Genomic DNA, 22,615 nt, shown 5'->3' with positions numbered 1-22,615 from the left:
CGTGCCTCACACGAGCGAAGCGGGTCGCCGCGCGGTGTCGTGGGGTATTCAGGAGATGCCGCGCCGCTTGAGGATGGCGGCGATCTCGTCGTCCAGCCCGTCGTCCCCACCCAGCGGTCCGGCCTGCTGCTGTGCCCTCGGCAGGGCCTTGGGCGCCTTGGGCGCCTTGCGCGACGCCTTCGGCTCCTTCTGGGTGGCGGGCCGGGCGCTGCCTCCGATGCCGCGGTCGCGCAGGAACCCGGAGACCAGGAAGAGCGCGACGGACAGGCCGGCGAAGATCACGCCGAGCCACACCTTCGGGCTGAACGCCAGGTGGACGGCCCAGCTGCTGACCGCGTCCGCGATCTCGGTGAACATCCGCAGCGTCCCGGTCAGCCACGCGGCGGCCGGCAGCAGGGTCAGCGCGAGGCCGCGCATCGCCGGCGTCGCGCCACGGTTGCGGTAGGCCCACCACGTGTAGAACCCACCGATGACGGTGAGGGTCAGCGTGAGGGCGCCCCAGGTGACGTCGTCCACGCCTCAAGCGTGGCACACGGCGCAACGCCCGTTCATCGGGCGGAACCCTGGGGCACCCCTGGTCGTGCGTGCACCTCGATTCGATGCTCCACCATGCCGGCACGGTTGGATGGGCACGTGGACCAGACCAGGCGCATCCCGGACCCCGGCTTCGCCGGTGACTCCGGCGAGGCGGCGCCCGCCCTCGAGGCGGCGCTGACGGCGTACGCCGCCGGGACGGGCGGGTACGTCGAGGCGCTGGCCGCGCTGCGCGGGTCGCGGCTGCTGGTGCCCGTCGTGGCGGTGCTCGGCGATTCCGAGGTCGACGAGCACGGGCTGACCCGCGAGAAGACGAGCGACATGGCGTCGGTGCTGCTCCAGGGCGCCGACGGGCGGATGGCACTGCTGGCGTTCTCCGGCACCGCGACCCTGCGGGCCTGGGACCCCGACGCCCGCCCGGTGCCGGTGACGGCGCGGACCGCGGCCCAGGCGGCCCTCCAGGACGGCGCGGCGGCGATCGTGGTCGACGTGGCCGGCCCGGCGTCGTTCGTGGTGCAGGGCGAGGACCTCGACGGCCTTGCGCGGGGCTGGACCCTCGCCCGCGTGGGCGGCCGCTCGGCATGGGTGGCCCCCGCGCGTGACGATCCTGAGGAATAGGCAGCCCCGCCTGAGCCTTGTTACTCTTGCCAGCGACCGATCTGTCGTGTCCGCCCTCGGGTGGGGACGCCGGATCCGACAAGTGGAGGCTCACTCCCACCCGCACCGACCGAGGCACCACCAGGTCGTCGGGTACGGTCCGCGCCGGGAGGCGTGCCCTGATGGGCTGTTTCCCGGAGCGATCAACGAGCCTCCGTGCGTCGCACGGGGGCTTCTCTGTCATTTGATGGCATTCCTGAGAGGCTCCTGGGTCGGCCAACCGAACGAGGAGGACACATCAGCACCGAGCTGCGCATCAACGACCGGATCCGGGTTCCCGAGGTCCGGCTCGTCGGACCCAACGGCGAGACCGTCGGCATCGTCCCCACGAACGAAGCCCTCAAGCTCGCCCAGGAGGCCGACCTCGACCTGGTCGAGGTCGCCCCGATGGCACGTCCGCCGGTCTGCAAGCTCATGGACTACGGGAAGTTCAAGTACGAGAACGCCCAGAAGGCCCGTGAGGCGCGCCGGAACCAGACGAACGTGATCATCAAGGAGATGAAGCTTCGTCCCAAGATCGACGCGCACGACTACGAGACCAAGAAGGGTCACGTCGTGCGGTTCCTGAGGGCCGGCGACAAGGTCAAGATCACCATCATGTTCCGCGGACGCGAGCAGCACCGCCCCGAGCTGGGCTTCCGGCTGCTGCAGCGGCTGGCCGAGGACGTCACGGAGCTGGGCTTCGTGGAGTCGGCCCCCAAGCAGGACGGCCGCAACATGATCATGGTGCTCGGGCCGCACCGGAAGAAGGCCGAGGCCAAGGTCGAGCTGGCCGCGGAGAAGCAGACCCGCATCGCCGAGCGCAAGGCCGCCGAGGAGGAGGAGCGTTCCGAGCGGACCGCTCACAACGCCGGGCACGCCGTGGCGCAGAAGAAGGAGCGCGGTCGCTCCGAGAATTTGGATCCCGAGATCGAGGCGTGACGAAGTCACGACTCGATCGAGTGCCACCGAGGCCGACCAAGAGAACGTGACCGTCCAGCACCGCTGACCGGTGCGCGACGAGCCAGCCAGAAGCAAGGAGAGACACATGCCGAAGAACAAGACCCACTCGGGTGCCAAGAAGGTGTTCAAGGTGACCGGCAGCGGCAAGCTCCGCCGGCTCAAGGTCGGCCGGAAGTCCGGTGCGGCCTTCGCCTCGGCGCCCACCACGGGCAGCCGGAAGAAGCACCGCCAGAAGAGCGGCTACACCGACGTGGCCGCGGCCGACGTCAAGGCCGCCAAGAAGCTCCTCGGTCGCTGACCTTCCTGCCCTGAACCCCTGACACCCGCACCACAAGGAGAACCACCATGGCACGCGTCAAGCGGGCAGTGAACGCCCACAAGAAGCGCCGGACCACCCTCGAGCGCGCCAGCGGCTACCGCGGCCAGCGCTCGCGCCTGTACCGCAAGGCCAAGGAGCAGGTCACCCACTCGCTGGTCTACAGCTACCGTGACCGCAAGCAGCGCAAGGGCGACTTCCGCAAGCTCTGGATCCAGCGCATCAACGCCGCGGCCCGCGCCAACGGCATCACGTACAACCGCTTCATCCAGGGCCTGAACCTCGCCGGCATCGAGGTCGACCGCAAGATCCTGGCCGAGCTGGCCGTCCACGACAACGCGGCCTTCGTGGCCCTCGTCGAGGCCGCCAAGGCCGCCCTGCCCGAGGACGTCAACGCCCCCAAGGCCGAGGTCTCCGCCTGAACATCCCTTCTGCGCCCCTGACCGCTGGCAACAGCCGGGTCAAGGAGGCACGGAAGCTCAGCCGCCGCTCGGTGCGAACCGAGCGGCGGCTGTTCCTTGCCGACGGCCCCAAGGCCGTCGAGGCCGCCCTCGAGGTCGAGGGCTGCGTGGTCGAGGTGTTCGCCACCGTCGAGGCCACCGAGCGGTACGCCGCGTGGCCCGGCTCTGCGCCCGCCTGGGCCGTCGTCGACGACCGCGCGCTCGCGTCGCTCTCCGACTCCGTGACCCCGGCCGGCGTCGTCGCCGTCTGCCGCTTCGTCGACGTACCGGTCTCGTCCCTGTTCCTCGAGGAGCGACGGGAACCCGTCACGAGACCATCTCTCGTGGCGATCTGCGCCGACGTCCGCGACCCGGGCAACGCCGGCACGGTGATCCGCACCGCCGACGCGGCCGGCGCCGACGCCGTCGTGCTGGCCGGCGCCAGCGTCGACGCCTACAACCCCAAGACCGTGCGAGCCAGCGTCGGCAGCCTCTTCCACGTACCTCTCGCGGTCGAGCCCGACGTGCCCGCCGCGGTCGCCGCGGCACGGGCCGCCGGGCTGACCGTCCTGGCGGCCGACGGCGCCGGAGAGGTCGACCTGGACCACGTCGGCGACCTGCTGGCGCGGCGTACGGCCTGGCTCTTCGGCAACGAGGCGTGGGGCCTGCCCGCCGAGGTCGCGGCCCTGGCCGACCACCGCGTGCGCATCCCGATCCACGGTCGCGCCGAGTCGCTCAACCTGTCGACCGCCGCGGCCTTGTGCCTGTACGCCTCCGCGTCGGCCCAACGGCGGTAGCCTGCCGGTCGTGTCGTGGGAGCCAGGGGATGCCGTCGACGCCCTCGCCGACGGCGTCGTCATCGTGGGCCGTGACGGCACGGTCGAGCTGGTCAACCACGCCGCCGAGCAGCTCTTCGCCGTCGACCGGGACGAGGTCGTCGGCAAGCCGTTCGACGAGAGCTTCTCGCTGAGGAGCAACGACGCGCGCACCTGGACCGGCGTGAACCGGCCGTTCGACGGGCCGCACATCCGCACCGGCGTGCCGGAGCAGTCGTGGGTGCTCCCCGACGGCACCGAGTGCCTGGTCACGGCCCGGATCCTCCGCGACGAACCCCTCGGGCCGCCCACCGGCGTCGCCCTGACCGTCCGGTCCGGCCGCGGCCGCGCCCGCCTCGACCGCGAGCGCTCGGACCTGGTCGCCGCGGTCGCCCACGAGCTGCGCTCGCCGCTGACCGGGGTCAAGGGCTTCGTGCAGGCCATGCTCAGCCGCTGGGGCAAGCTCAACGACGAGCAGAAGCTGCTGATGCTGACGACGGTGCACGCCGACGCCGACCGGCTCAGCCGGCTGATCACCGAGCTCCTCGACGTCGCCCGCCTCGACACCGGCCGGCTCAGCCTCGCCCGCCGCGGCCAGGACGTGAAGGTGCTGCTCGACCGGATCATCACCAGCGTGCAGGCCGGCGCCCCGCACGCGATCGAGCTGGACGCTCAGCCGGGGCTGCCCGAGGTGTACGTCGACCCCGACAAGTTCACGATGGTCGTCACCAACGTCGTCGAGAACGCCATCCGCCACGGCGGCGGGGTCGTCCGCGTCCGTGCCGAGGCGTGGGAGGGCGACGGTGCCGGCACCGAGGGCGTCCGCCTCACCGTCGACGACGAGGGCGACGGCATCCCGCACGACATGCGGCGACGGGTGTTCACGAAGTTCTGGACCGGCCACGGCAACCGCGGCGGCACCGGCCTCGGCCTGTACCTCGTCAACGGCATCGCCCGTGCCCACGGCGGCCAGGTCGCGATCCTCGACGCCCCCACCGGCGGAGCCCGCATCGTCATGGACTGGCCGGGCGAGCCCCCCGACCTGTACTGACGCAAGGGGCGCGCCGGACGAAGCTCCTCGGTTCGGCGTGGACGGGTGCGCCCTCAACCTCCACAAAGCCTTCACGAGTTGCACCGACGTCCTGCACGCCCGGACTCCTAGCCTGCTGACATGAGCCCGAAGGTGCTGGTCGTCGAGGACGAGCGCGTCATCAACGACGCCGTCGCCGACCGGCTGCGGGCCGAGGGGTTCGACGTCGAGCAGGCCTTCGACGGGCCGGGCGCGGTGACGACGTACGCCGCCGTCCGTCCCGACCTCGTGGTGCTGGACGTGATGCTGCCCGGGTTCGACGGGCTCGAGGTGTGCCGGCGGATCCAGGCCCCTGACCTGTCGCCGGCGCCCGTGCCCGTGCCCGTGCTGATGCTCACCGCACGCGACGACGAGGCCGACATCCTGGTCGGCCTGGCGGTCGGCGCCGACGACTACCTGACCAAGCCCTTCCGGATGCGTGAGCTGGTCGCCCGGGTACGAGCGCTGCTGCGGCGCGTGGACCGGGCCGCCGAGCTGGCGTCCCGCCCCGCGGCCCGTCTCGAGGTCGGCGACCTGCTCGTCGACACGGGGGCGAGGCGGGTCGCGGTCGCGGGGGAGGAGGTCCGGCTGACACCGACCGAGTTCGACCTGCTGGTCCGGCTGGCCCAGGTGCCCGGCGAGGTGCTGCCGCGCGAGCGACTGCTCGCGGACGTGTGGGACTGGCCGGACGCCGCGGGCACCCGCACCGTGGACAGCCACGTCAAGGCGCTGCGCGCCAAGATCGGCGCGCACCGGGTCAGGACCGTGCACGGGGTCGGGTACGCGCTGGAGGAGGCGCAGGTGAGCCACCCGTGACCACCCCGCTGGCGACCGTCGGCTCCATCAAGGTCAAGTTCGGCGTGCTGGTCGTGGTCAGCGTCCTGGTCGCGGCCGTCACCGGCGCGCTCGGGGTCGGCGCCGACGTGCCCTTCGCGCTCGCCCTCCCCGTGACCGTCGCCCTGGCGCTCGGGGTCACCCAGCTGCTCGCGGTGGGCATGACGAGCCCGCTGCGCGAGATGACCGACGCGGCGCGGCGGATGGCCCGGGGCGACTACTCGGCGCGGGTCACCGACGACTCGTCCGACGAGGTGGGCGAGCTGGCCCGCGCGTTCAACCAGATGTCGGCCGAGCTGGCCACGGTGGACCGCGAGCAGCGCGAGCTGGTCGCCACCGTGTCCCACGAGCTCCGTACGCCGCTCGCCGGCCTGACCGCCGTCCTGGAGAACCTCGCCGACGGCGTGGTGCCGAGCGACGAGGTCCACCTCGAGGCTGCGGTCGGCCAGGCCCGACGGCTGTCCGCTCTGGTCACCGACCTGCTCGACCTCTCGCGCGTCGATGCGGGAGTGACGGCGCTCGGGCTGGCCGAGCTCTCCGTCGGCGAGCTCCTCGACGAGGTGGTCGCCGACCTGGTCCCCACCGGCCGGGGCGTGTCCTTCCATGTCGACGCGGACCCGGCGCTGACCGTCCGCGCGGACCGGGCCCGGTTGCGCCAGCTGCTCACGAACCTGCTCGACAACGCCGTGCGGCACAGCCCCGAGCGCGGCACGGTCCGGGTGACCGCGGCACCCGCCGGCGACCGCTGGGACCTCGAGGTCGCCGACTCCGGGCCCGGCGTCGCGCCGGCCGACCGGGAGCGGGCGTTCGAGCGGTTCGGCACGCTCGGCTCCGACCCCGGGGCCGCGGGCGGGGGAGGCACGGGCCTGGGCCTGGCCATCGCCCGCTGGGTGGCCGGCCTGCACGGCGGCACGGTCCGCTTCGTCGACCCGCCGGCCGGCACCACGGGTGCGGTGGTGCGTGCCGACCTGCCGCTCGACCCGCCGCCGCGCCCGGCCGCCGTACCCGTTCCCGTCGCCGTCCCGACCCCGGAGGCCGCCACCATGTCCGCGCCCGCGCCTGCTCCGACCCCGACGGCGGTCCCGCCTGCCGCATCGCCGGTGATCGACCCGCTGTTCGGCCGGCACTGGCCCGACGTACCCGGCGGCCGACGCGACGTCGTCCTCGTCGCGGCCGGCGTCGGCGTGCTCGCGGGAGTACTGCTGCCGTACCGCGACCCCGGCCTCGCGATGTTCCTGGTGCTCGCCGCGGCCGGCGCCTCGGTCTGGTGGGCCGCCCGTCACCGGCGCGATCCCTTCACGGTCACCTGCATGGTGCTCGGGGCGCTGTGCTGCCTGCCCGTCGTGCTGCTCGACGCGCCGTGGATCGGCGTCCTGTGCGTGTTCGCCGGCGTCGCCTCGATGATCATCGGGGTCACTCGCGGCACCCGGATCCCCGAGTACGTCGTCGCCGGCATCGCCTGGCCGCTGTCGGCGATCCGCGGGCTGCCCTGGCTCGGACGCAGCGTGCGCGGGATCGTCGGTGACGGCAAGGCCCCGCGGATCGCCGTGACCGTCGCGTGGTCCGTGCTGGGACTGCTGGTGTTCGGCGTGCTCTTCGCCTCGGCGGACGCCGTGGTCGCCGGGTGGGCCGACTCGGTGCTGCCCGACCTGACGATCCAGTCGTTCGTGTTCCGGGTCTTCGTCGCGGTCTTCGTCGGCTGCGCCACGCTCGGCGCGGCGTACCTCGCCCTCAACCCGCCCGACGTCTCCGCGGTCCCCGGCCGGACCGCGCGCCCGGCCGCCCGCCGTTTCGAGTGGCTGGTGCCGGTCCTCGTCGTGGACGCCGTCGTCGCGGTGTTCGTGGCGGCGCAGGCGGCCGTCCTCTTCGGTGGCCACGACTACGTGCAGCGGACCACCGGGCTGACGTACGCCGAGTACGTGCACCAGGGCTTCGGGCAGCTGACCGTCGCCACGCTGCTCACCCTGCTCGTCGTCTGGGCCGCCTCCCGCCGCGTCGGCACCGACCCGCGCGACGTCCTGGCGATGCGGCTCTCGCTCGGGCTGCTGTGCGCGCTCACGCTGGTCGTCGTGGTCTCCGCACTCCACCGCATGCACCTCTACCAGCAGGCCTACGGCTTCACCCAGGCCCGCCTGGTCGTCGACGTCTTCGAGGGCTGGCTCGGGCTCGTGGTGCTCGCCGTCGCCGTGGCCGGCCTGGTGCGCTGGGGCACGTGGGTGCCGCGGTTCGCGTTCGTCACCGGCGTGGTCGGGCTGCTCGGCATCGCGGCGATCAACCCCGACGCGTGGATCGCCCGGCACAACATCGAGCGGTACGTCGACACCGGCAAGGTCGACACCGCGTACCTCGCCGGGCTCTCCGACGACGCCGTACCGGCCCTGCTCAGCCTCCCGGAGCCCCTGCGGACCGAGGCGCTGGGCGACCGCCGGCCCGCCGACGACGACTGGCTGGAGTGGAACCTCGGTCGCTCCCGGGCGCAGGACGATCTCGCGGATCGTCTTGCCGGGGGCTAACCGGTTCGCCGCGTGTGAGGCCGCGTTCCTAGACTTCGGGGCATGTCCGGCCCCAACTCGTCGTACGACCCCGTCGAGGTCACGCCGCTGCGCGCTGACCAGGTCGAGGAGATGCGCGAGCAGGCCTTTGCCGCCATCGCCGCCGCCGGCGACCTCGCGGAGCTCAAGCAGGTGCGCCTCGACCACGCCGGCGACCGCTCGCCGCTGGCCCTGGCCAACCGTGAGATCGGCGCGCTGCCGCCGCAGGCCCGCAAGGAGGCCGGCCAGCGGGTCGGACAGGCGCGGGGCGCGGTGCAGCAGGCCATCGCGGCCCGCCAGGCGGAGCTCGAGGTGCAGGCCGAGGAGCGGATGCTCGTCGACGAGACCGTCGACGTCACGCTGCCGACCTCGCGCCGCCCCGCGGGCTCCCGACACCCGCTGACCACGCTGGCCGAGGACATCGCCGACGTCTTCGTCGCCCTCGGCTGGGAGGTCGCGGAGGGCCCGGTCGTCGAGGCCGAGTGGCTGAACTTCGACGCCCTCAACCTCGGCCCGGACCACCCGGCGCGCACCATGCAGGACACGATCTGGGCGGAGCCGGCCGAGAACCACGTCGTGCTGCGCACCCACACCTCTCCTGTGCAGGCGCGCACCATGCTGACCCGCACGCCGCCGATCCACGTGGTCTGCCCGGGCCGGGTCTACCGCACCGACCCGTACGACGCCACGCACTCGCCGATGTTCCACCAGGTCGAGGGCCTCGTCGTCGACGAGGGCATCACCATGGCCCACCTCAAGGGCACGCTGGACCACTTCGCCGCCGCGATGTTCGGCGACGGCATCACGACGCGGTTCCGCCCGTCGTACTTCCCCTTCACCGAGCCCAGCGCCGAGGTCGACCTCATCTGCTGGATCTGCCGCGGCGTGAACTCCGAGGACTGCCGTACCTGCCGCGGCGAGGGCTGGGTCGAGTGGGGCGGCTGCGGGGTGGTGAACCCGCGCGTGCTGACGGCGTGCGGCGTGGACACCGACCGCTACACCGGGTTCGCGTTCGGCATGGGCATCGACCGCACGCTGATGATGCGGTACGCCGTCAGCGACCTGCGCGACCTGTTCGAGGGCGACGTCCGGTTCTCCTCGGCCTTCGGAACGGAGCTCTGAGCCCGCGATGCGTGCCGCTGTTTCCTGGATCCGTGCTGTCGTCCCGGCCCTGCCCGCGGACGTCACCACCGAGCAGCTCGCCGACCGGCTGACCGCCCTCGGCCTCAAGCAGGAGGCCATTGAGCGCCCCGGCCACGACGTCACCGGTCCGCTCGTCGTCGGCCGCGTGCTGTCGTTCGAGGACGAGCCGCAGAAGAACGGCAAGACCATCCGCTGGTGCTCGGTGGACGTCGGGTCCGCCAACGGGACCGGTGAACCGCAGGGCATCGTCTGCGGCGCCCACAACTTCGTGGTGGGCGACCTCGTGCCGGTGATCCTGCCGGGCGGCGTCCTGCCCGGCGACTTCGAGATCTCCGCCCGCAAGACCTACGGGCACGTCTCCGCCGGCATGATCTGCTCGGCCCGCGAGCTCGGCCTCGGCGACGACCACGACGGGATCATCGTGCTCCCGGCCGACGCCGGCGAACCGGGTGACGACGTGTTCGACGTCCTGCCCCTGCGCGACGAGGTCATCGAGTTCGAGATCAACCCGGACCGTGCCTACGCCCTCTCCCTGCGCGGCGTCGGGCGCGAGGCCGCCCTGGCCTACGGGGTCGACTTCGACGACCCGGCCGACCGGCCGGTGCCGGCCTCCGACCAGGCGGCGTACGACGTCGTGGTCGAGGACCCGGTCGGCTGCCCGGTGTTCACGGGCCGTTCGGTGACCGGCTTCGACCCGTCCGCGCCGACGCCGGACTGGATGGCGCGCCGGATCCAGCTGGCGGGCATGCGGCCCATCTCGCTGGCGGTCGACGTCACCAACTACGTGATGCTCGAGCTCGGGCAGCCCATCCACGGCTTCGACCGCGACAAGCTGGCCGGCCCGATCGTCGTCCGGCGCGCTCGCGCGGGCGAGAAGCTGCGGACCCTCGACGGCGCCGACCGGACGCTGTCGGAGGAGGACCTCCTCATCACCGACGACTCCGGGCCGATCGGCCTGGCCGGCGTGATGGGCGGCGAGACGACCGAGCTGTCGGACACGACCACCAACATCTTCATCGAGGCCGCCCACTGGGACCCGGTCGCGATCTTCCGCACCGAGCGCCGGCACAAGCTGCCGTCGGAGGCGTCGAAGCGGTTCGAGCGCGGCACCGACCCGACCATCCCGCTCGTCGCCGCGGACCGCGTCGCCGAGCTGCTGACGACGTACGGCGGCGGCATCGTCGACGACGGCGTGACCTACGTGGGCGCCCCGCCGGCCATCGCGTCGATCACCGTCGACGCCGGCCTGCCGGCTCGGGTGTCGGGGATGGACATCCCGGCGTCGGTGACGGTCGCCAACCTGCGCGCGGTCGGCTGCACGGTCGTCGAGTCCGGTTCGACGCTGACGGTGACGCCGCCGCCGTGGCGCGGCGACCTGACCGACCCGTTCGACCTGGTCGAGGAGGTGGCGCGGATCGTCGGGTACTCCGACGTGCCCTCCGTCCTCCCGCCCGCCGCCCACGGCCGTGGCCTGACCCGGTCCCAGCGGCTGCGGCGCCGGGTCGGCCGGACGCTGGCCGGGGAGGGGTACGTCGAGGTGGTCAGCTTCCCGTTCATCGGGACGCGCGACCTGGACGCCCTCGGGCTCGACGCCAGCGACCCGCGGCGCACGCTGCTGCGGCTGGCCAACCCGCTCTCCTCCGAGGAGCCGGCCATGACCACCACGCTGCTCCCCGGGCTGCTGAAGACCGTGGCCCGCAACGCCGGCCGCGGCGCGCTCGACGTGGCCCTGTTCGAGACCGCCACGGTGACCCTGCCCAGGGCCAGCGGTCCGGCCCCGATCTTCGGGGTCGACCACCGGCCCAGCGACGCCCAGCTCGACGAGCTCGACAAGGCCCTGCCGGGCCAGCCGCTGCACCTGGGCCTGGCCGTCTCCGGCGAGCGCGAGCGTGCGGGCTGGTGGGGCCCGGGTCGACCGGGCACCTGGGCCGACGCTCTCGACGGGGTGCGCCGCGTCGCCGAGTCCGTCGGGGTCGAGGTCACGGTCCGCGCCACCGCGCACGCCCCCTGGCACCCCGGCCGCTGCGCCGAGATCGCCGTGGGCGACGCCGTCCTCGGGCACGCCGGCGAGCTGCACCCGCGCGTCTGCGCGGCGTACGGCATCCCGGCCCGCACCGCCGCCGCCGAGATCGACCTGAGCCGGCTGCTCGAGCACGCCTCGTCGATGGTCGAGGCCCCGGAGTACTCCAGCTTCCCGGTCGCCAAGGAGGACGTCGCGCTGGTCGTCGACGACACGGTCACGGCCGCCGACGTCGAGGCCGCCCTGCGCGCCGGTGCGGGGGAGTACCTCGAGTCGGTCCGCCTCTTCGACGTCTACACCGGCCCCCAGGTCGGCGAGGGCAAGAAGTCCCTCGCCTTCGCCCTCCGCTTCCGCGCCCCCGACCGCACGCTCACCGAGTCCGAGGCCGGCGCCTTCCGCGACGCCGCCGTGGCCTCAGCCGCCGAGAGGTGCGGCGCCGTACAGAGGTGATACAGGGTTGTCCGCGCGCGCCCCTTGGTCTGCACGACGAGCGGAGCGAGCTCTGCGAGCGAAGCGAGGAGGAAGACCAAGGGTTATAGCGCGCGGACCGAGCGAGCGGAGCGAGCTCAGTTGATCGGCTGGTGGATCACCCTCCGGAAGTGATCCACGATCTCCAGGTCACCCGCCAGGTGGATCGAGTCGCCGTCGCCGCGGCGCCACAGGCGGGCGTCCATCACCGCGGCGGGGGAGGAGATGACCGCGTCGGCATCCACGCCGGGGTCGGCCACCACGTGGATGTCGTCCTCGTCGTAGTGGGTGCCGTCGGACGGGTCGGTCCCGCTGAACCGGCCGAGCTGCACCCAGACGTTCTCGCCGGTGTCGGTGAGCTCGACGCGGATGTAGTGCGGCAGCGGTGAGAACTCGCCCCACTCGGGGCAGCCGCCGAACATCACGTCGAGCACCTCCTCGACACCGTCGGACGCCAGTGCCGCGTCGAGGTCGGAGATGTGCCCGACCGCGGTGAGCTCCGCGTCCAGGCGGTGGATCAGGGCCTCGTGCGCCTGTCGTCGCAGGATGAAGCCGACCGTCTGTTCCTTCGACCAGGTCCAGGCCGGATCAGCAGGATCGGCGTCGCGCAGCGCGGCGACCAGTCCGGCCGAGGCCTCGTCGAAGGCGGTGAGGGCGGCGTCGTACGTCGTGGGGGAGGCGTCCGGCTGCGGGCGCTCGTCGGGGTTCTTCGGGCGGTTCGTCACGACCCAGGCCCACTGCGCCTGCGTCTCCGCCAGGTGGTTGAGCAGGTCGATCGCCGACCAGGCGGGACAGCTGGGAACCGGGGCGGCGGGCTCTGCGCCTCCCAGCACCTCCCGGAAGCGGGCCGACTCGGACTCGATGGCGGACAGGTACTGGGACGCGCTCAACCGGCTCATGGAACGACGGTAGACCCGACGGCCGACATCGTCACGGGCGGATTCCGATGTGCATGAACATGCAGAGGTATGTATAGTCATGCGGGTGTCGAAGGTACGAGTCGCGGTCGCCGGAGCCAGTGGGTACGCCGGCGGCGAGCTGCTGCGCCTGCTGCTCGGCCACCCCGCGGTCGAGGTCGGGGCGCTGACCGCCAACAGCAACGCCGGCGAGCTCCTCGGGTCGCTCCAGCCCCACCTCGTCCCGCTCGCCGAGCGGGTCCTCGAGCCCACGACGCCGGAGGTCCTCGAGGGCCACGACGTCGTCTTCCTCGCCCTGCCGCACGGTACTTCTGCCGCGATCGCCGAGGCGCTGGGGGAGGACACGGTGGTCGTCGACTGCGGGGCGGACTTCCGCCTGGAGGACGCCGACGCCTGGAGGGACTTCTACGGCTCCGACCACGCCGGCACCTGGCCCTACGGCCTGCCCGAGCTGCCCGGCGCCCGCGACGCGCTCCGCGGCGCCCGGCGCATCGCCGTACCCGGCTGCTACCCGACCGTCTCCACCCTCGCCCTGGCCCCCGCCGTCAACGACCAGCTCGTCGAGCCCGACGTCGTGGTGGTCGCGGCCTCGGGCACCAGCGGCGCCGGCAAGTCCCTCAAGGCCAACCTCCTCGGCTCCGAGGTGATGGGCAACGTCTCGGCGTACGGCGTCGGCGGCGTCCACCGGCACACTCCCGAGATCGAGCAGAACCTCGGCGCCAGGGTCAGCTTCACCCCCGTCCTGGTGCCGATGCCCCGCGGCATCCTGGCCACCTGCTCGGCGCCCATCAAGAGCGGCGTGACGGCGGACGACGCCCGGGCGGCGTACGTGAAGGCGTACGCCGACGAGCCGTTCGTCAACGTGCTTCCGCCCGGCCAGTGGCCCCAGACCCAGGCCGTGCTCGGCTCGAACGCCGTGCACCTCCAGGTCACCGTCGACGAGCGGGCCGGGCGCCTGGTCGCGGTCGGTGCCGTCGACAACCTCACCAAGGGCACCGCCGGCGCCGCCGTGCAGTGCATGAACCTCGCCCTCGGTCTCGACGAGACCACGGGCCTCAGCACCGTAGGACTCGCGCCATGAGCGTCACCCATCCCCAGGGCTTCGCCGCCGCCGGCGTCGAGGCCGGCCTCAAGTCCAGCGGCGGCAAGGACGTCGCGCTCGTCGTGAACCAGGGACCGCGGTACGACGCCGCGACGGTGTTCACGGCCAACCGCTGCAAGGCCAACCCGGTGCTCTGGAGCGAGCAGGTCGTCAAGGACGGGGTCGTGCGCGCGGTGTTCCTGAACTCCGGCGGCGCCAACTGCTACACCGGCCCCGACGGCTTCCAGACCACCCACGCGGTGGCCGAGCGGGTCGCCGAGCACCTCGGCGCCGGGGCGGGCGACGTGGTCGTCTGCTCGACCGGCCTGATCGGCCTGGCCAACCCGCGCGACAAGGTGCTCGCCGGCACGGACGCGGCGTACGGCGCCCTCTCACCGCAGGGCGGGGACGACGCGGCCCACGCGATCATGACGACCGACTCGGTGAGCAAGCAGGTCGTGGTCGAGGGCGCCGGCTGGTCGGTCGGCGGCATGGCCAAGGGCGCCGGCATGCTCGCGCCCCAGCTGGCGACCATGCTCGTCGTCCTCACGACCGACGCCGTCGCGTCCGCGAGCCACCTGGACGCCGCGCTGCGAGCCGCCACCCGGGTGTCCTTCGACCGGCTCGACTCCGACGGCTGCATGTCGACCAACGACACCGTGGCGCTGCTGGCCAGCGGCGCCTCCGGCATCACCCCGTCCCTGCCCGACCTCACCGACGCCGTCACCCGCGCGTGCACCGACCTGGCCATGCAGCTGCTCGCCGACGCCGAGGGCGCCGACCACGAGATCGCGATCACCGTCCAGGGCGCGGCCAGCGAGGACGACGCCACCGAGGTCGGGCGCAGCATCGCGCGCAGCAACCTCTTCAAGGCCGCGGTCTTCGGCAACGACCCCAACTGGGGCCGGGTGCTCGCCTCGATCGGCACCACCAAGGCGGCGTTCGACCCCGCCGACCTGGACGTCGCGATGAACGGCGTCTGGGTCTGCCGCCAGTCCACTCCCGCCGAGGACCCCGCCAAGGTCGACCTCACCGGTCGCGAGGTCACCGTCACCGTCGACCTCAAGTCCGGGGACCACCGGGCGACGATCTGGACCAACGACCTGACCCACGCCTACGTCCACGAGAACAGCGCGTACAGCTCATGACCGACACCGATGTCCGGCCCGCCGTCGAGCCCGCCAAGGCCGCCGTGCTCGCGGCAGCGCTGCCGTGGCTCAAGCGCTACCACGGGAAGATCGTGGTGGTGAAGTACGGCGGCAACGCGATGACCGACGACACCCTCAAGCGCGCGTTCGCCGAGGACGTCGCGTTCCTGAGGTTCGCCGGGTTCAAGCCGGTCGTGGTCCACGGCGGCGGCCCGCAGATCTCCGCCATGCTCGACAAGCTCGGCATCGCGTCGGAGTTCAAGGGCGGCCTGCGCGTCACCACGCCCGAGGCGATGGACGTCGTCCGGATGGTGCTCGTCGGCCAGGTGCAGCGCGAGCTCGTCGGACTGGTCAACGAGCACGGCCCGCTCGCCGTCGGGCTCTCGGGCGAGGACGCCGGTCTCTTCACCGCCCAGCGCACCAACACCGTCGTCGACGGCGAGGAGGTCGACCTGGGCCTGGTCGGCGAGGTGGCCAGCGTGCGCCCCGAGGCTGTGCTGGACCTCGTCGAGGCCGGCCGCATCCCGGTCATCTCGAGCGTCGCGCCCGACGTCGACGGCACGGTGCACAACGTGAACGCCGACACCGCTGCCGCCGCCCTGGCGATCGCTCTCGGCGCCGAGAAGCTCCTCGTCCTCACCGACGTCGAGGGGCTCTACCGCGACTGGCCCGACAGCGACGACGTCATCGGCGAGATCTCGCCCGAGGCGCTCGCCGAGCTGATGCCCACTCTCGCCAGCGGGATGGTCCCGAAGATGGCCGCCTGCCTGCAGGCCGTCCAGGGCGGCGTCCCCCGCGCAACCGTCGTCGACGGCCGCGAGGACCATGCCGTGCTGCTCGAGCTGTTCACCGACGAGGGCGTCGGCACCCAGGTCCTTCCCGGGGTCGCCACCAAGGTCCGGAAGGCGAAGAGCTCATGAGTCAGCAGTGGCAAGAGCGCTACGCCGCCTCGGTGATGAACACCTTCGGCCCGCCCAAGCTGGTGCTGGTCAAGGGCGAGGGCGCGCACGTCTGGGACGCCGACGGCAAGGAGTACGTCGACCTGCTCGGCGGCATCGCCGTGAACGCCCTCGGCCACGCCCATCCCGCGCTCGTCGCCGCCGTGACCGAGCAGCTCGGCACCCTGGGCCACATCTCCAACTTCTTCACCAGCACCCCGCAGGTCGAGCTCGCCGAGCGGCTCCTGTCCCTCGTCGGGGCCGACGGCCGCGTGTTCTTCACGAACTCCGGCACGGAGGCCAACGAGGCGGCCTTCAAGCTGACCCGGCGCACCGGCCGCACGCACCTGGTCGCCGCAGAGGGCGCCTTCCACGGTCGCACCATGGGCGCGCTGGCACTGACCGCCAAGGAGGCCTACCGCACGCCGTTCGAGCCGCTGCCCGGCAACGTCACCTTCGTCCCGTACGGCGACGAGGCCGCGCTCGCTCGCGCCGTCACCGACCAGACGGCCGCCGTGGTCCTGGAGCCGATCCAGGGCGAGGCCGGCGTCGTCGTCCCGCCCGACAGCTACCTCGCGGCGGCGCGCGAGATCACCCGCGACAACGGCGCGCTCCTGTGGCTCGATGAGATCCAGACCGGCATCGGCCGTACCGGCCGGTGGTTCGCGGGCGAGTCGGCCGATCCGGACGTCGTCACGGTCGCCAAGGGTCTCGGCGGCGGCATCCCGATCGGCGCCTGTATCGGGCTCGGCGACGCGGCCACCCTTCTCCAGCCCGGGAACCACGGCACCACGTTCGGCGGCAACCCGGTCGCCTGCGCCGCCGCGCTCGCCGTCCTCGACACCATCGAGAAGGAGGGCCTGCTCGACCACGCGACCGAGGTCGGGCAGCGGCTGCGCGACGGGCTGGCGCAGGACCCGCGGGTCACCGAGGTACGTGGCCGCGGCCTGTTCATCGGCCTCGACCTCTCCGAGCCGGTGTCCGCCCAGGTGGCCGCCGCCGCGCTGACCCACGGCTTCATCCTCAACAACCCGACGCCCGAGCGCGTCCGCCTCGCCCCGCCGCTGGTCATCGGCCACGATGACGTCGACGCGTTCCTGGCCGCCTGGCCAGCGATCCTCGACGACGCCTACGGAGGTCTCAGATGACCCGCTCGTTCCTCGCCGACGACGACCTCAGCCCGGCCGAGCAGGCCGCGATGCTCGACCTGGCCGCCGACCTGAAGCGGGCGCCGTACGACGCCAAGCCGCTCGCCGGACCGCTCACCGTCGCGACCATCTACGACAAGCCGACCCTGCGGACCCAGGCCTCCTTCGCAGCCGGCATCGCCGAGCTCGGCGGGCACCCGATGCTCGTCGACGGCACGCTGGCCGACATCGGCAAGCGCGAGTCGGTCGCCGACGTCGCCCGCGTGCTCGGCCGGCAGGCGAGCGTCATCGTCTGGCGCACCTACGGCCAGGACGCCATCGAGGAGATGGCGGCGTACTCCGGCGTGCCCGTCGTCAACGCCCTCACCGACGAGTACCACCCCTGCCAGCTGCTCGCCGACCTGCTCACCGTCAAGGAGCGCAAGGGATCGCTGGCCGGGCTGACCGTGGCGTTCGTCGGTGACGGGGCCTGCAACATGGGCAACTCCTGGCTGCTGGCCGGGGCCACCGCCGGCATGCACGTCCGCATCAGCGCGCCCGAGGGCCAGAACCCCGAGCAGTCGATGGTCGACCGCGCCAACGCGATCGGCCGGACCACCGGCGGCTCCGCGCTGCTCGAGCAGGACCCGGTCAAGGCGGTCGCGGGCGCCGACGTCGTGGTCACCGACACCTGGGTCTCGATGGGCAAGGAGAGCGAGGCCGAGGAGCGACTGGTGAAGTTCGCCGACTACACCGTCACCGCCGAGCTGATGGCGCACGCCGACCCGGACGCGATCGTGATGCACTGCCTCCCGGCGTACCGCGGCAAGGAGATCGACGCCGACGTCCTCGACGGTCCGCAGAGCGTCATCTGGGACGAGGCCGAGAACCGCCGCCACGCCCAGAAGGCCGTCATCACCTGGCTGCTGGAGCAGAGCGGATGACCAAGGCCGCCCTCAGGCCGGCCACCAAGAGCGCCCGGCACCAGCAGATCGTCGACCTCGTCGGCGCGCACGAGGTGCGCTCCCAGACCGAGCTCGCCGAGCTGCTCGCCGCCAACGGCGTGCACGTCACCCAGGGCACGCTGAGCCGCGACCTGGTCGAGCTGGACGCTGTCCGCGTCCGCTCCACGACCGGCGCCCTCGTGTACGCCGTCCCCGGCGAGGGCGGCGACCGACGACCCGCGGCGCCGGGGGAGACCGCCGCCGCCTCGCACCGGCTGGCCCGCCTCTGTGGTGAGCTGCTGGTCAGCGCCGAGGCCAGCGCCAACCTGGTCGTGCTGCGGACGCCCCCCGGCGCCGCCCAGTTCTTCGCCAGCGCCGTCGACAAGGCCGAGCTCGACTCCGTGCTCGGCACCATCGCCGGCGACGACACCGTCCTCGTCATCACCCGCGACCCCAAGGGCGGGGAGTCGGTCGCCCGACGCTTCCTGACCCTCGCCGAGGAGCACCAGACATGAGCCCAACATGAGCAAGGTCCTGACCACCCTCCCCAAGGGCGAGCGCGTCGGCATCGCGTTCTCCGGCGGCCTGGACACCTCGGTGGCCGTCGCTTGGATGCGCGACAAGGGCGCGGTCCCGTGCACGTACACCGCCGACCTCGGCCAGTACGACGAGCCCGAGATCGCCGCCGTCCCCGACCGCGCCATCGCCTACGGCGCCGAGATCGCCCGTGCCGTCGACTGCCGCTCCGCGCTGGTCGAGGAAGGCCTCGCGGCCCTGGCGTGCGGGGCGTTCCACGTCCGCAGCGCGGGCCGCGCGTACTTCAACACCACCCCGCTCGGCCGCGCCGTGACCGGCACCATGCTCGTCCGGGCCATGCACGAGGACGGCGTGGACATCTGGGGCGACGGGTCGACGTTCAAGGGCAACGACATCGAGCGCTTCTACCGCTACGGCCTGCTGGCCAACCCGGACCTGCGCATCTACAAGCCGTGGCTGGACGCCGACTTCGTCACCGAGCTCGGCGGCCGCCACGAGATGAGCCAGTGGCTGACCGAGCACGACCTGCCCTACCGCGACAGCGCCGAGAAGGCCTACTCCACCGACGCCAACATCTGGGGCGCCACCCACGAGGCCAAGACCCTCGAGCACCTGGACGTGTCGCTGGAGTCGGTGGAGCCGATCATGGGCGTCAAGCACTGGGACCCGTCCGTGGTCATCGAGGCCGAGGACGTCACGGTCCGGTTCCACAAGGGCCGGCCCATCGCGATCAACGGCACGACGTACGACGACGCGGTGTCGCTGGTCCTGGAGGCCAACGCCGTCGGCGGCCGCCACGGCCTCGGCATGTCCGACCAGATCGAGAACCGCATCATCGAGGCCAAGTCGCGCGGCATCTACGAGGCGCCGGGCATGGCGCTGCTCTGGATCGCCTACGAGCGGCTGCTCAACGCGATCCACAACGAGGACACGCTCGCGTCCTACCACGACCAGGGTCGTCGCCTCGGCCGGCTGCTGTACGAAGGCCGCTGGCTCGACCCGCAGGCGCTGATGATCCGGGAGGCGACGCAGCGGTGGGTCGGCTCGCTCGTCACCGGCGAGGTCACCCTGCGGCTGCGCCGCGGCGAGGACTACACAATCCTGCGCACCGACGGTCCGAACTTCTCCTACCACCCCGACAAGCTGTCGATGGAGCGTGTCGAGACCGCGGCGTTCGGACCCACCGACCGGATCGGGCAGCTGACGATGCGCAACCTCGACATCGCCGACTCGCGGGCCAAGCTCGAGCTGTACGCCGACCAACCCCTCGACGAGGGCCAGGTCCTGGTCGAGCACGGCATCCTGCTCGGCGCCCTGCCCGCTGGTGGGTACGACCGGATCACCTCCAACCCCACCCTCGCCGACGACATCGACGACGAGGCGCTGGACAATGCCGCCATGGAGGTGGGCACGGACTGATGGAGCCGATCCCGCGCGTCTCGGCGCGAGTCCTGCCCGTCTGCCCGGAGGGCGAGGTACTGCTCCTGCAGGACCAGGACCCGACGTACCCCGGCGTCCTGCGCTGGGGCACGATCGGCGGCGCCCTCGACCCCGGCGAGACGCACCAGCAGGCGGCGATCCGGGAGATGTACGAGGAGACCGGCCTGGTCGGTGACCCCGCGGCCCTGACCCCGCCGTTCCACCGCAGCACCAACGCGTTCAGCTGGGACGGCGTGAGCTACGTCAGCGACAACACCTGGTTCGCCCTGCCGATGGGTCGTGACGTCCAGGTGTCCTTCGACCACCTCGTCCCCGAGGAGGTCGGCAACGTGGTGGCCGCAGGCTGGTGGACGCCCGAGGCCCTGGCGGCCGACGGTGGCGCCATCGCCCGGGACCTGCCCGGTCTGATGACCCTCGCGGTCGAGGCGGTGCTGGGGTGAGCGGCACCAACGAGGGCGCGCTCTGGGGCGGCCGGTTCGCCTCCGGCCCGTCGCCCGAGCTCGAGGCCCTCTCCCGGTCGACCCACTTCGACTGGCGGCTCACGCCGTACGACCTCGCCGGCTCCCGCGCCCACGCCAACGCGCTGTTCTCGGCTGGCCTGCTGACCTCCTCTGATCACGCGGCGCTCCTCGCCGGTCTCGACGCCTTGGGGGAGCGGTACGCCGCAGGCGCGCTCCACCCCGACCCGTCCGACGAGGACGTGCACGGCGCCCTCGAGCGCCTGCTCATCCTCGAGGTCGGCGAGGAGATCGGCGGCCGGCTGCGGGCCGGCCGCTCGCGCAACGACCAGGTCGCGACACTGTTCAAGATGTACCTGCGCGACCACGCCCGCACCGTCGCCGTGCTGCTGCTCGAGCTGGTGTCGGCGATCGCCGACCAGGCGCGGGGTCACCTCGACGTCGTGATGCCCGGCCGCACCCATCTCCAGCACGCGCAGCCCGTGCTGCTGTCCCACCACCTGCTCGCCCATGCGTGGGCGCTGGTGCGCGACGTCGAGCGGTTGCGCGACTGGGACCGCCGCGTGGCCGCCGACTCGCCGTACGGCGCCGGTGCCCTGGCCGGATCCAGCCTCGGCCTCGACCCGCACGCCGTCGCCCGCGAGCTCGGCTTCGACGACTCGACCCCCAACTCGATCGACGGCACCGCATCCCGCGACTTCGTGGCCGAGCTGGCCTTCGTCGCGGCGCAGATCGGCGTCGACCTGTCGCGGATCGCCGAGGAGGTGGTGCTGTGGTCGACGCAGGAGTTCGGGTTCGTGACGCTGCACGACTCCTGGTCGACCGGGTCGTCGATCATGCCGCAGAAGAAGAACCCGGACATCGCCGAGCTCGCCCGCGGCAAGGCAGGCCGGCTGATCGGCAACCTCACGGGCCTGCTCGCCACCCTGAAGGCGCTCCCGCTCGCGTACAACCGGGACCTCCAGGAGGACAAGGAGCCGGTCTTCGACTCCGTCGACACCCTCGAGGTGCTGCTGCCCGCGATGACCGGCCTGGTCGCGACCCTGACCTTCGACACGGCCCGTCTCGCCGCGCTGGCCCCCCAGGGCTTCTCGCTGGCCACCGACGTCGCCGAGTGGCTGGTCCGCGAGGGAGTGCCGTTCCGCATCGCCCACGAGCTGGCCGGTGCCTGCGTACGCCGCTGCGAGGAGCTCGACTGCGACCTGCCCGACCTCAGCGACGCCGAGTACGCCGCGATCTCGCCGCTGCTCACGCCGGGCGTGCGGTCGGTGCTCACCGTCGAGGGCTCGGTCGCCTCGCGCAACGGCCGGGGCGGGACCGCACCCGACCGGGTACGCGAGCAGCTCGCGGAGCTGACCGACCGGCTCGCCGGACACCGTGCCCGCTTGACGTGAGCAGCTTGCGCGAGGTCCTCGCCGGTCCGGTCCTCGAGGTCGCCCCGAGGCTCCTCGGGGCCGTCCTGACTCACGGCGACGTCGCCGTGCGCCTCACCGAGGTCGAGGCCTACGACGGTCCCAACGACCCGGGCTCCCACGCCTTCCGCGGCCGGACGCCGCGCAACGCCGCGATGTTCGGCGACCCCGGCCACCTCTACGTCTACTTCACCTACGGCATGCACCACTGCTGCAACGTCGTCTGCGGTCCGCCCGGCACCCCCAGCGCCGTCCTGCTCCGCGCCGGCGAGGTCGTCCGGGGCGCCGAGATCGCGCGATCGCGGCGCACCAGCAGGTCCGACCGCGACCTGGCCCGCGGCCCGGCGCGGCTGTGCCAGGCGCTCGCCATCGGCCTGGCCGAGAACGGCGCCGACCTCACCTCCGGCCCGCTCACCCTGGAGCTCGGGGAGCAGGTCACCGCGGTCTCCACAGGCCCGCGCGTGGGTCTCCGCGGAGCCCCCGACCGGCCCTGGCGGTTCTGGGAGTCGGGGGCTGCCACGGTGTCGTCGTACCGGCCCGCGAAGCGCCTCCCACCCGCACCATGACCCCGATTTGGAACGCCGCTGAGGGCGTGTGTAGGTTTCTCCGAGTCGCCTCCGGGCCGGGCCAGAAGGCCCCCTGGAACGCGACACACGAGGAGCTCTACCGAGTTGCGCCGATGGTGCCGCTCCGGTAAGTTTTCTCAGGTTGCCCCCAGCACGGCCCGAGAGGGCACGACTGGAGCGCGTCTGATTTTTGAGAACTCAACAGTGTGTCATTTAGTCGACGAATTAGTTTGTCATGCCCTGATCTTTTTGGTTTGGGTTTGATGTTTGTTTTTTAC

At 72.5% G+C, this 22,615-nt stretch carries 22 protein-coding genes; 20 read left to right on the top strand and 2 right to left on the bottom strand.

What is annotated here, in order from left to right:
- Positions 1-48: 48 nt before the first annotated feature.
- Positions 49-516 carry a cellulose synthase gene (locus tag ISU07_RS08980; protein WP_194706455.1) on the bottom strand — a complete coding sequence of 156 codons (468 nt, stop codon included), beginning with the start codon at positions 514-516 and terminating at the stop codon, positions 49-51.
- Between the two features lie 117 nt (positions 517-633).
- Here ISU07_RS08980 and ISU07_RS08975 point away from each other — a divergent pair, with 117 nt between their 5' ends.
- From ISU07_RS08975 to pheT, 10 genes are all read left to right on the top strand, one after another.
- Entirely contained in the window at positions 634-1,152 is a 519-nt protein-coding gene (locus tag ISU07_RS08975) for an SseB family protein (protein ID WP_323742512.1), read from the top strand.
- Between the two features lie 246 nt (positions 1,153-1,398).
- On the top strand, positions 1,399-2,112 hold the full coding sequence (gene infC / locus ISU07_RS08970; protein WP_228521597.1) for a translation initiation factor IF-3: 714 nt from the start codon (positions 1,399-1,401) through the stop codon (positions 2,110-2,112).
- A gap of 106 nt (positions 2,113-2,218) precedes the next feature.
- Positions 2,219-2,431, top strand: a complete 213-nt coding sequence (locus ISU07_RS08965; RefSeq protein ID WP_194706453.1) for a large ribosomal subunit protein bL35 — start codon at positions 2,219-2,221, stop codon at positions 2,429-2,431.
- A gap of 47 nt (positions 2,432-2,478) precedes the next feature.
- A complete protein-coding gene (gene rplT, locus ISU07_RS08960) occupies positions 2,479-2,871 on the top strand; it encodes a 50S ribosomal protein L20 (protein WP_194706452.1) in 393 nt (130 codons plus the stop codon).
- Positions 2,868-3,686, top strand: coding sequence for a TrmH family RNA methyltransferase (locus ISU07_RS08955; RefSeq protein ID WP_228521595.1), 819 nt, complete (start codon positions 2,868-2,870; stop codon positions 3,684-3,686). Before rplT ends, ISU07_RS08955 begins: the two co-directional genes overlap by 4 nt.
- Before the next feature lie 10 nt (positions 3,687-3,696).
- A complete protein-coding gene (locus ISU07_RS08950; RefSeq protein WP_194706451.1) occupies positions 3,697-4,755 on the top strand; it encodes a sensor histidine kinase in 1,059 nt (352 codons plus the stop codon).
- A gap of 120 nt (positions 4,756-4,875) precedes the next feature.
- The gene (locus ISU07_RS08945) at positions 4,876-5,589 is read left to right on the top strand and encodes a response regulator transcription factor (RefSeq protein ID WP_194706450.1); all 714 of its coding nucleotides are present in this window, start codon (positions 4,876-4,878) and stop codon (positions 5,587-5,589) included.
- Positions 5,586-8,120 carry a DUF4153 domain-containing protein gene (locus tag ISU07_RS08940; protein WP_194706449.1) on the top strand — a complete coding sequence of 845 codons (2,535 nt, stop codon included), beginning with the start codon at positions 5,586-5,588 and terminating at the stop codon, positions 8,118-8,120. The genes ISU07_RS08945 and ISU07_RS08940 overlap by 4 nt, the downstream gene beginning before the upstream one ends.
- Positions 8,121-8,162: 42 nt before the next feature.
- Positions 8,163-9,260 carry a phenylalanine--tRNA ligase subunit alpha gene (pheS, locus tag ISU07_RS08935; protein WP_194706448.1) on the top strand — a complete coding sequence of 366 codons (1,098 nt, stop codon included), beginning with the start codon at positions 8,163-8,165 and terminating at the stop codon, positions 9,258-9,260.
- Positions 9,261-9,267: 7 nt separating this feature from the next.
- Positions 9,268-11,751, top strand: a complete 2,484-nt coding sequence (gene pheT, locus ISU07_RS08930) for a phenylalanine--tRNA ligase subunit beta (protein WP_194706447.1) — start codon at positions 9,268-9,270, stop codon at positions 11,749-11,751.
- Positions 11,752-11,867: 116 nt separating this feature from the next.
- On the opposite strand, the gene ISU07_RS08925 is transcribed toward pheT, so the two are convergent.
- Complete coding sequence (locus tag ISU07_RS08925; RefSeq protein ID WP_194706446.1) at positions 11,868-12,668, bottom strand: maleylpyruvate isomerase N-terminal domain-containing protein; 801 nt, start codon at positions 12,666-12,668, stop codon at positions 11,868-11,870.
- Between the two features lie 79 nt (positions 12,669-12,747).
- Between ISU07_RS08925 and argC the strand changes: the two genes are divergently transcribed.
- The 10 genes from argC to ISU07_RS08875 are packed head-to-tail and all read left to right on the top strand — an operon-like array spanning position 12,748 to position 22,337.
- On the top strand, positions 12,748-13,767 hold the full coding sequence (gene argC / locus ISU07_RS08920; RefSeq protein ID WP_194706445.1) for an N-acetyl-gamma-glutamyl-phosphate reductase: 1,020 nt from the start codon (positions 12,748-12,750) through the stop codon (positions 13,765-13,767).
- On the top strand, positions 13,764-14,915 hold the full coding sequence (argJ, locus tag ISU07_RS08915; RefSeq protein WP_194706444.1) for a bifunctional glutamate N-acetyltransferase/amino-acid acetyltransferase ArgJ: 1,152 nt from the start codon (positions 13,764-13,766) through the stop codon (positions 14,913-14,915). The genes argC and argJ overlap by 4 nt, the downstream gene beginning before the upstream one ends.
- Positions 14,912-15,835, top strand: a complete 924-nt coding sequence (gene argB, locus ISU07_RS08910) for an acetylglutamate kinase (RefSeq protein WP_194706443.1) — start codon at positions 14,912-14,914, stop codon at positions 15,833-15,835. Before argJ ends, argB begins: the two co-directional genes overlap by 4 nt.
- On the top strand, positions 15,832-17,001 hold the full coding sequence (locus ISU07_RS08905; RefSeq protein WP_194706442.1) for an acetylornithine transaminase: 1,170 nt from the start codon (positions 15,832-15,834) through the stop codon (positions 16,999-17,001). The genes argB and ISU07_RS08905 overlap by 4 nt, the downstream gene beginning before the upstream one ends.
- Positions 16,998-17,924, top strand: a complete 927-nt coding sequence (argF, locus tag ISU07_RS08900) for an ornithine carbamoyltransferase (protein ID WP_194706441.1) — start codon at positions 16,998-17,000, stop codon at positions 17,922-17,924. Before ISU07_RS08905 ends, argF begins: the two co-directional genes overlap by 4 nt.
- Positions 17,921-18,439: an arginine repressor gene (locus ISU07_RS08895; RefSeq protein WP_194706440.1), complete on the top strand. Its 519-nt coding sequence runs from the start codon at positions 17,921-17,923 to the stop codon at positions 18,437-18,439. The genes argF and ISU07_RS08895 overlap by 4 nt, the downstream gene beginning before the upstream one ends.
- A gap of 7 nt (positions 18,440-18,446) precedes the next feature.
- Positions 18,447-19,880, top strand: coding sequence for an argininosuccinate synthase (gene argG, locus ISU07_RS08890; RefSeq protein WP_194706439.1), 1,434 nt, complete (start codon positions 18,447-18,449; stop codon positions 19,878-19,880).
- Complete coding sequence (locus ISU07_RS08885; RefSeq protein ID WP_194706438.1) at positions 19,880-20,341, top strand: NUDIX hydrolase; 462 nt, start codon at positions 19,880-19,882, stop codon at positions 20,339-20,341. Before argG ends, ISU07_RS08885 begins: the two co-directional genes overlap by 1 nt.
- Positions 20,338-21,753: an argininosuccinate lyase gene (gene argH, locus ISU07_RS08880; RefSeq protein WP_194706437.1), complete on the top strand. Its 1,416-nt coding sequence runs from the start codon at positions 20,338-20,340 to the stop codon at positions 21,751-21,753. The genes ISU07_RS08885 and argH overlap by 4 nt, the downstream gene beginning before the upstream one ends.
- Positions 21,750-22,337 (top strand): DNA-3-methyladenine glycosylase, encoded by a 588-nt coding sequence (locus ISU07_RS08875; protein ID WP_194706436.1) that lies wholly within the window; start codon positions 21,750-21,752, stop codon positions 22,335-22,337. Before argH ends, ISU07_RS08875 begins: the two co-directional genes overlap by 4 nt.
- Positions 22,338-22,615 lie beyond the last annotated feature (278 nt).

Source organism: Nocardioides islandensis, assembly GCF_015352455.1.
GTDB lineage: Bacteria > Actinomycetota > Actinomycetes > Propionibacteriales > Nocardioidaceae > Nocardioides > Nocardioides islandensis.
Note: the sequence above shows the minus strand (reverse complement) of the source record. Positions and strands in the feature narration are given on the sequence as shown.

Bases quoted from the DNA above. Each gene is read 5' to 3' on its own strand.
- rplT (WP_194706452.1), top strand. From the start codon at position 2,479: ATGGCACGCGTCAAGCGGGCAGTGAACGCCCACAAGAAGCGCCGGACC.
- argB (WP_194706443.1), top strand. From the start codon at position 14,912: ATGACCGACACCGATGTCCGGCCCGCCGTCGAGCCCGCCAAGGCCGCC.
- ISU07_RS08885 (WP_194706438.1), top strand. From the start codon at position 19,880: ATGGAGCCGATCCCGCGCGTCTCGGCGCGAGTCCTGCCCGTCTGCCCG.
- pheS (WP_194706448.1), top strand. From the start codon at position 8,163: ATGTCCGGCCCCAACTCGTCGTACGACCCCGTCGAGGTCACGCCGCTG.
- ISU07_RS08925 (WP_194706446.1), bottom strand. From the start codon at position 12,668: ATGAGCCGGTTGAGCGCGTCCCAGTACCTGTCCGCCATCGAGTCCGAG.
- ISU07_RS08895 (WP_194706440.1), top strand. From the start codon at position 17,921: ATGACCAAGGCCGCCCTCAGGCCGGCCACCAAGAGCGCCCGGCACCAG.
- argC (WP_194706445.1), top strand. From the start codon at position 12,748: ATGCGGGTGTCGAAGGTACGAGTCGCGGTCGCCGGAGCCAGTGGGTAC.
- argG (WP_194706439.1), top strand. From the start codon at position 18,447: ATGAGCAAGGTCCTGACCACCCTCCCCAAGGGCGAGCGCGTCGGCATC.
- pheT (WP_194706447.1), top strand. From the start codon at position 9,268: ATGCGTGCCGCTGTTTCCTGGATCCGTGCTGTCGTCCCGGCCCTGCCC.
- ISU07_RS08945 (WP_194706450.1), top strand. From the start codon at position 4,876: ATGAGCCCGAAGGTGCTGGTCGTCGAGGACGAGCGCGTCATCAACGAC.
- argF (WP_194706441.1), top strand. From the start codon at position 16,998: ATGACCCGCTCGTTCCTCGCCGACGACGACCTCAGCCCGGCCGAGCAG.
- ISU07_RS08905 (WP_194706442.1), top strand. From the start codon at position 15,832: ATGAGTCAGCAGTGGCAAGAGCGCTACGCCGCCTCGGTGATGAACACC.
- ISU07_RS08965 (WP_194706453.1), top strand. From the start codon at position 2,219: ATGCCGAAGAACAAGACCCACTCGGGTGCCAAGAAGGTGTTCAAGGTG.
- argJ (WP_194706444.1), top strand. From the start codon at position 13,764: ATGAGCGTCACCCATCCCCAGGGCTTCGCCGCCGCCGGCGTCGAGGCC.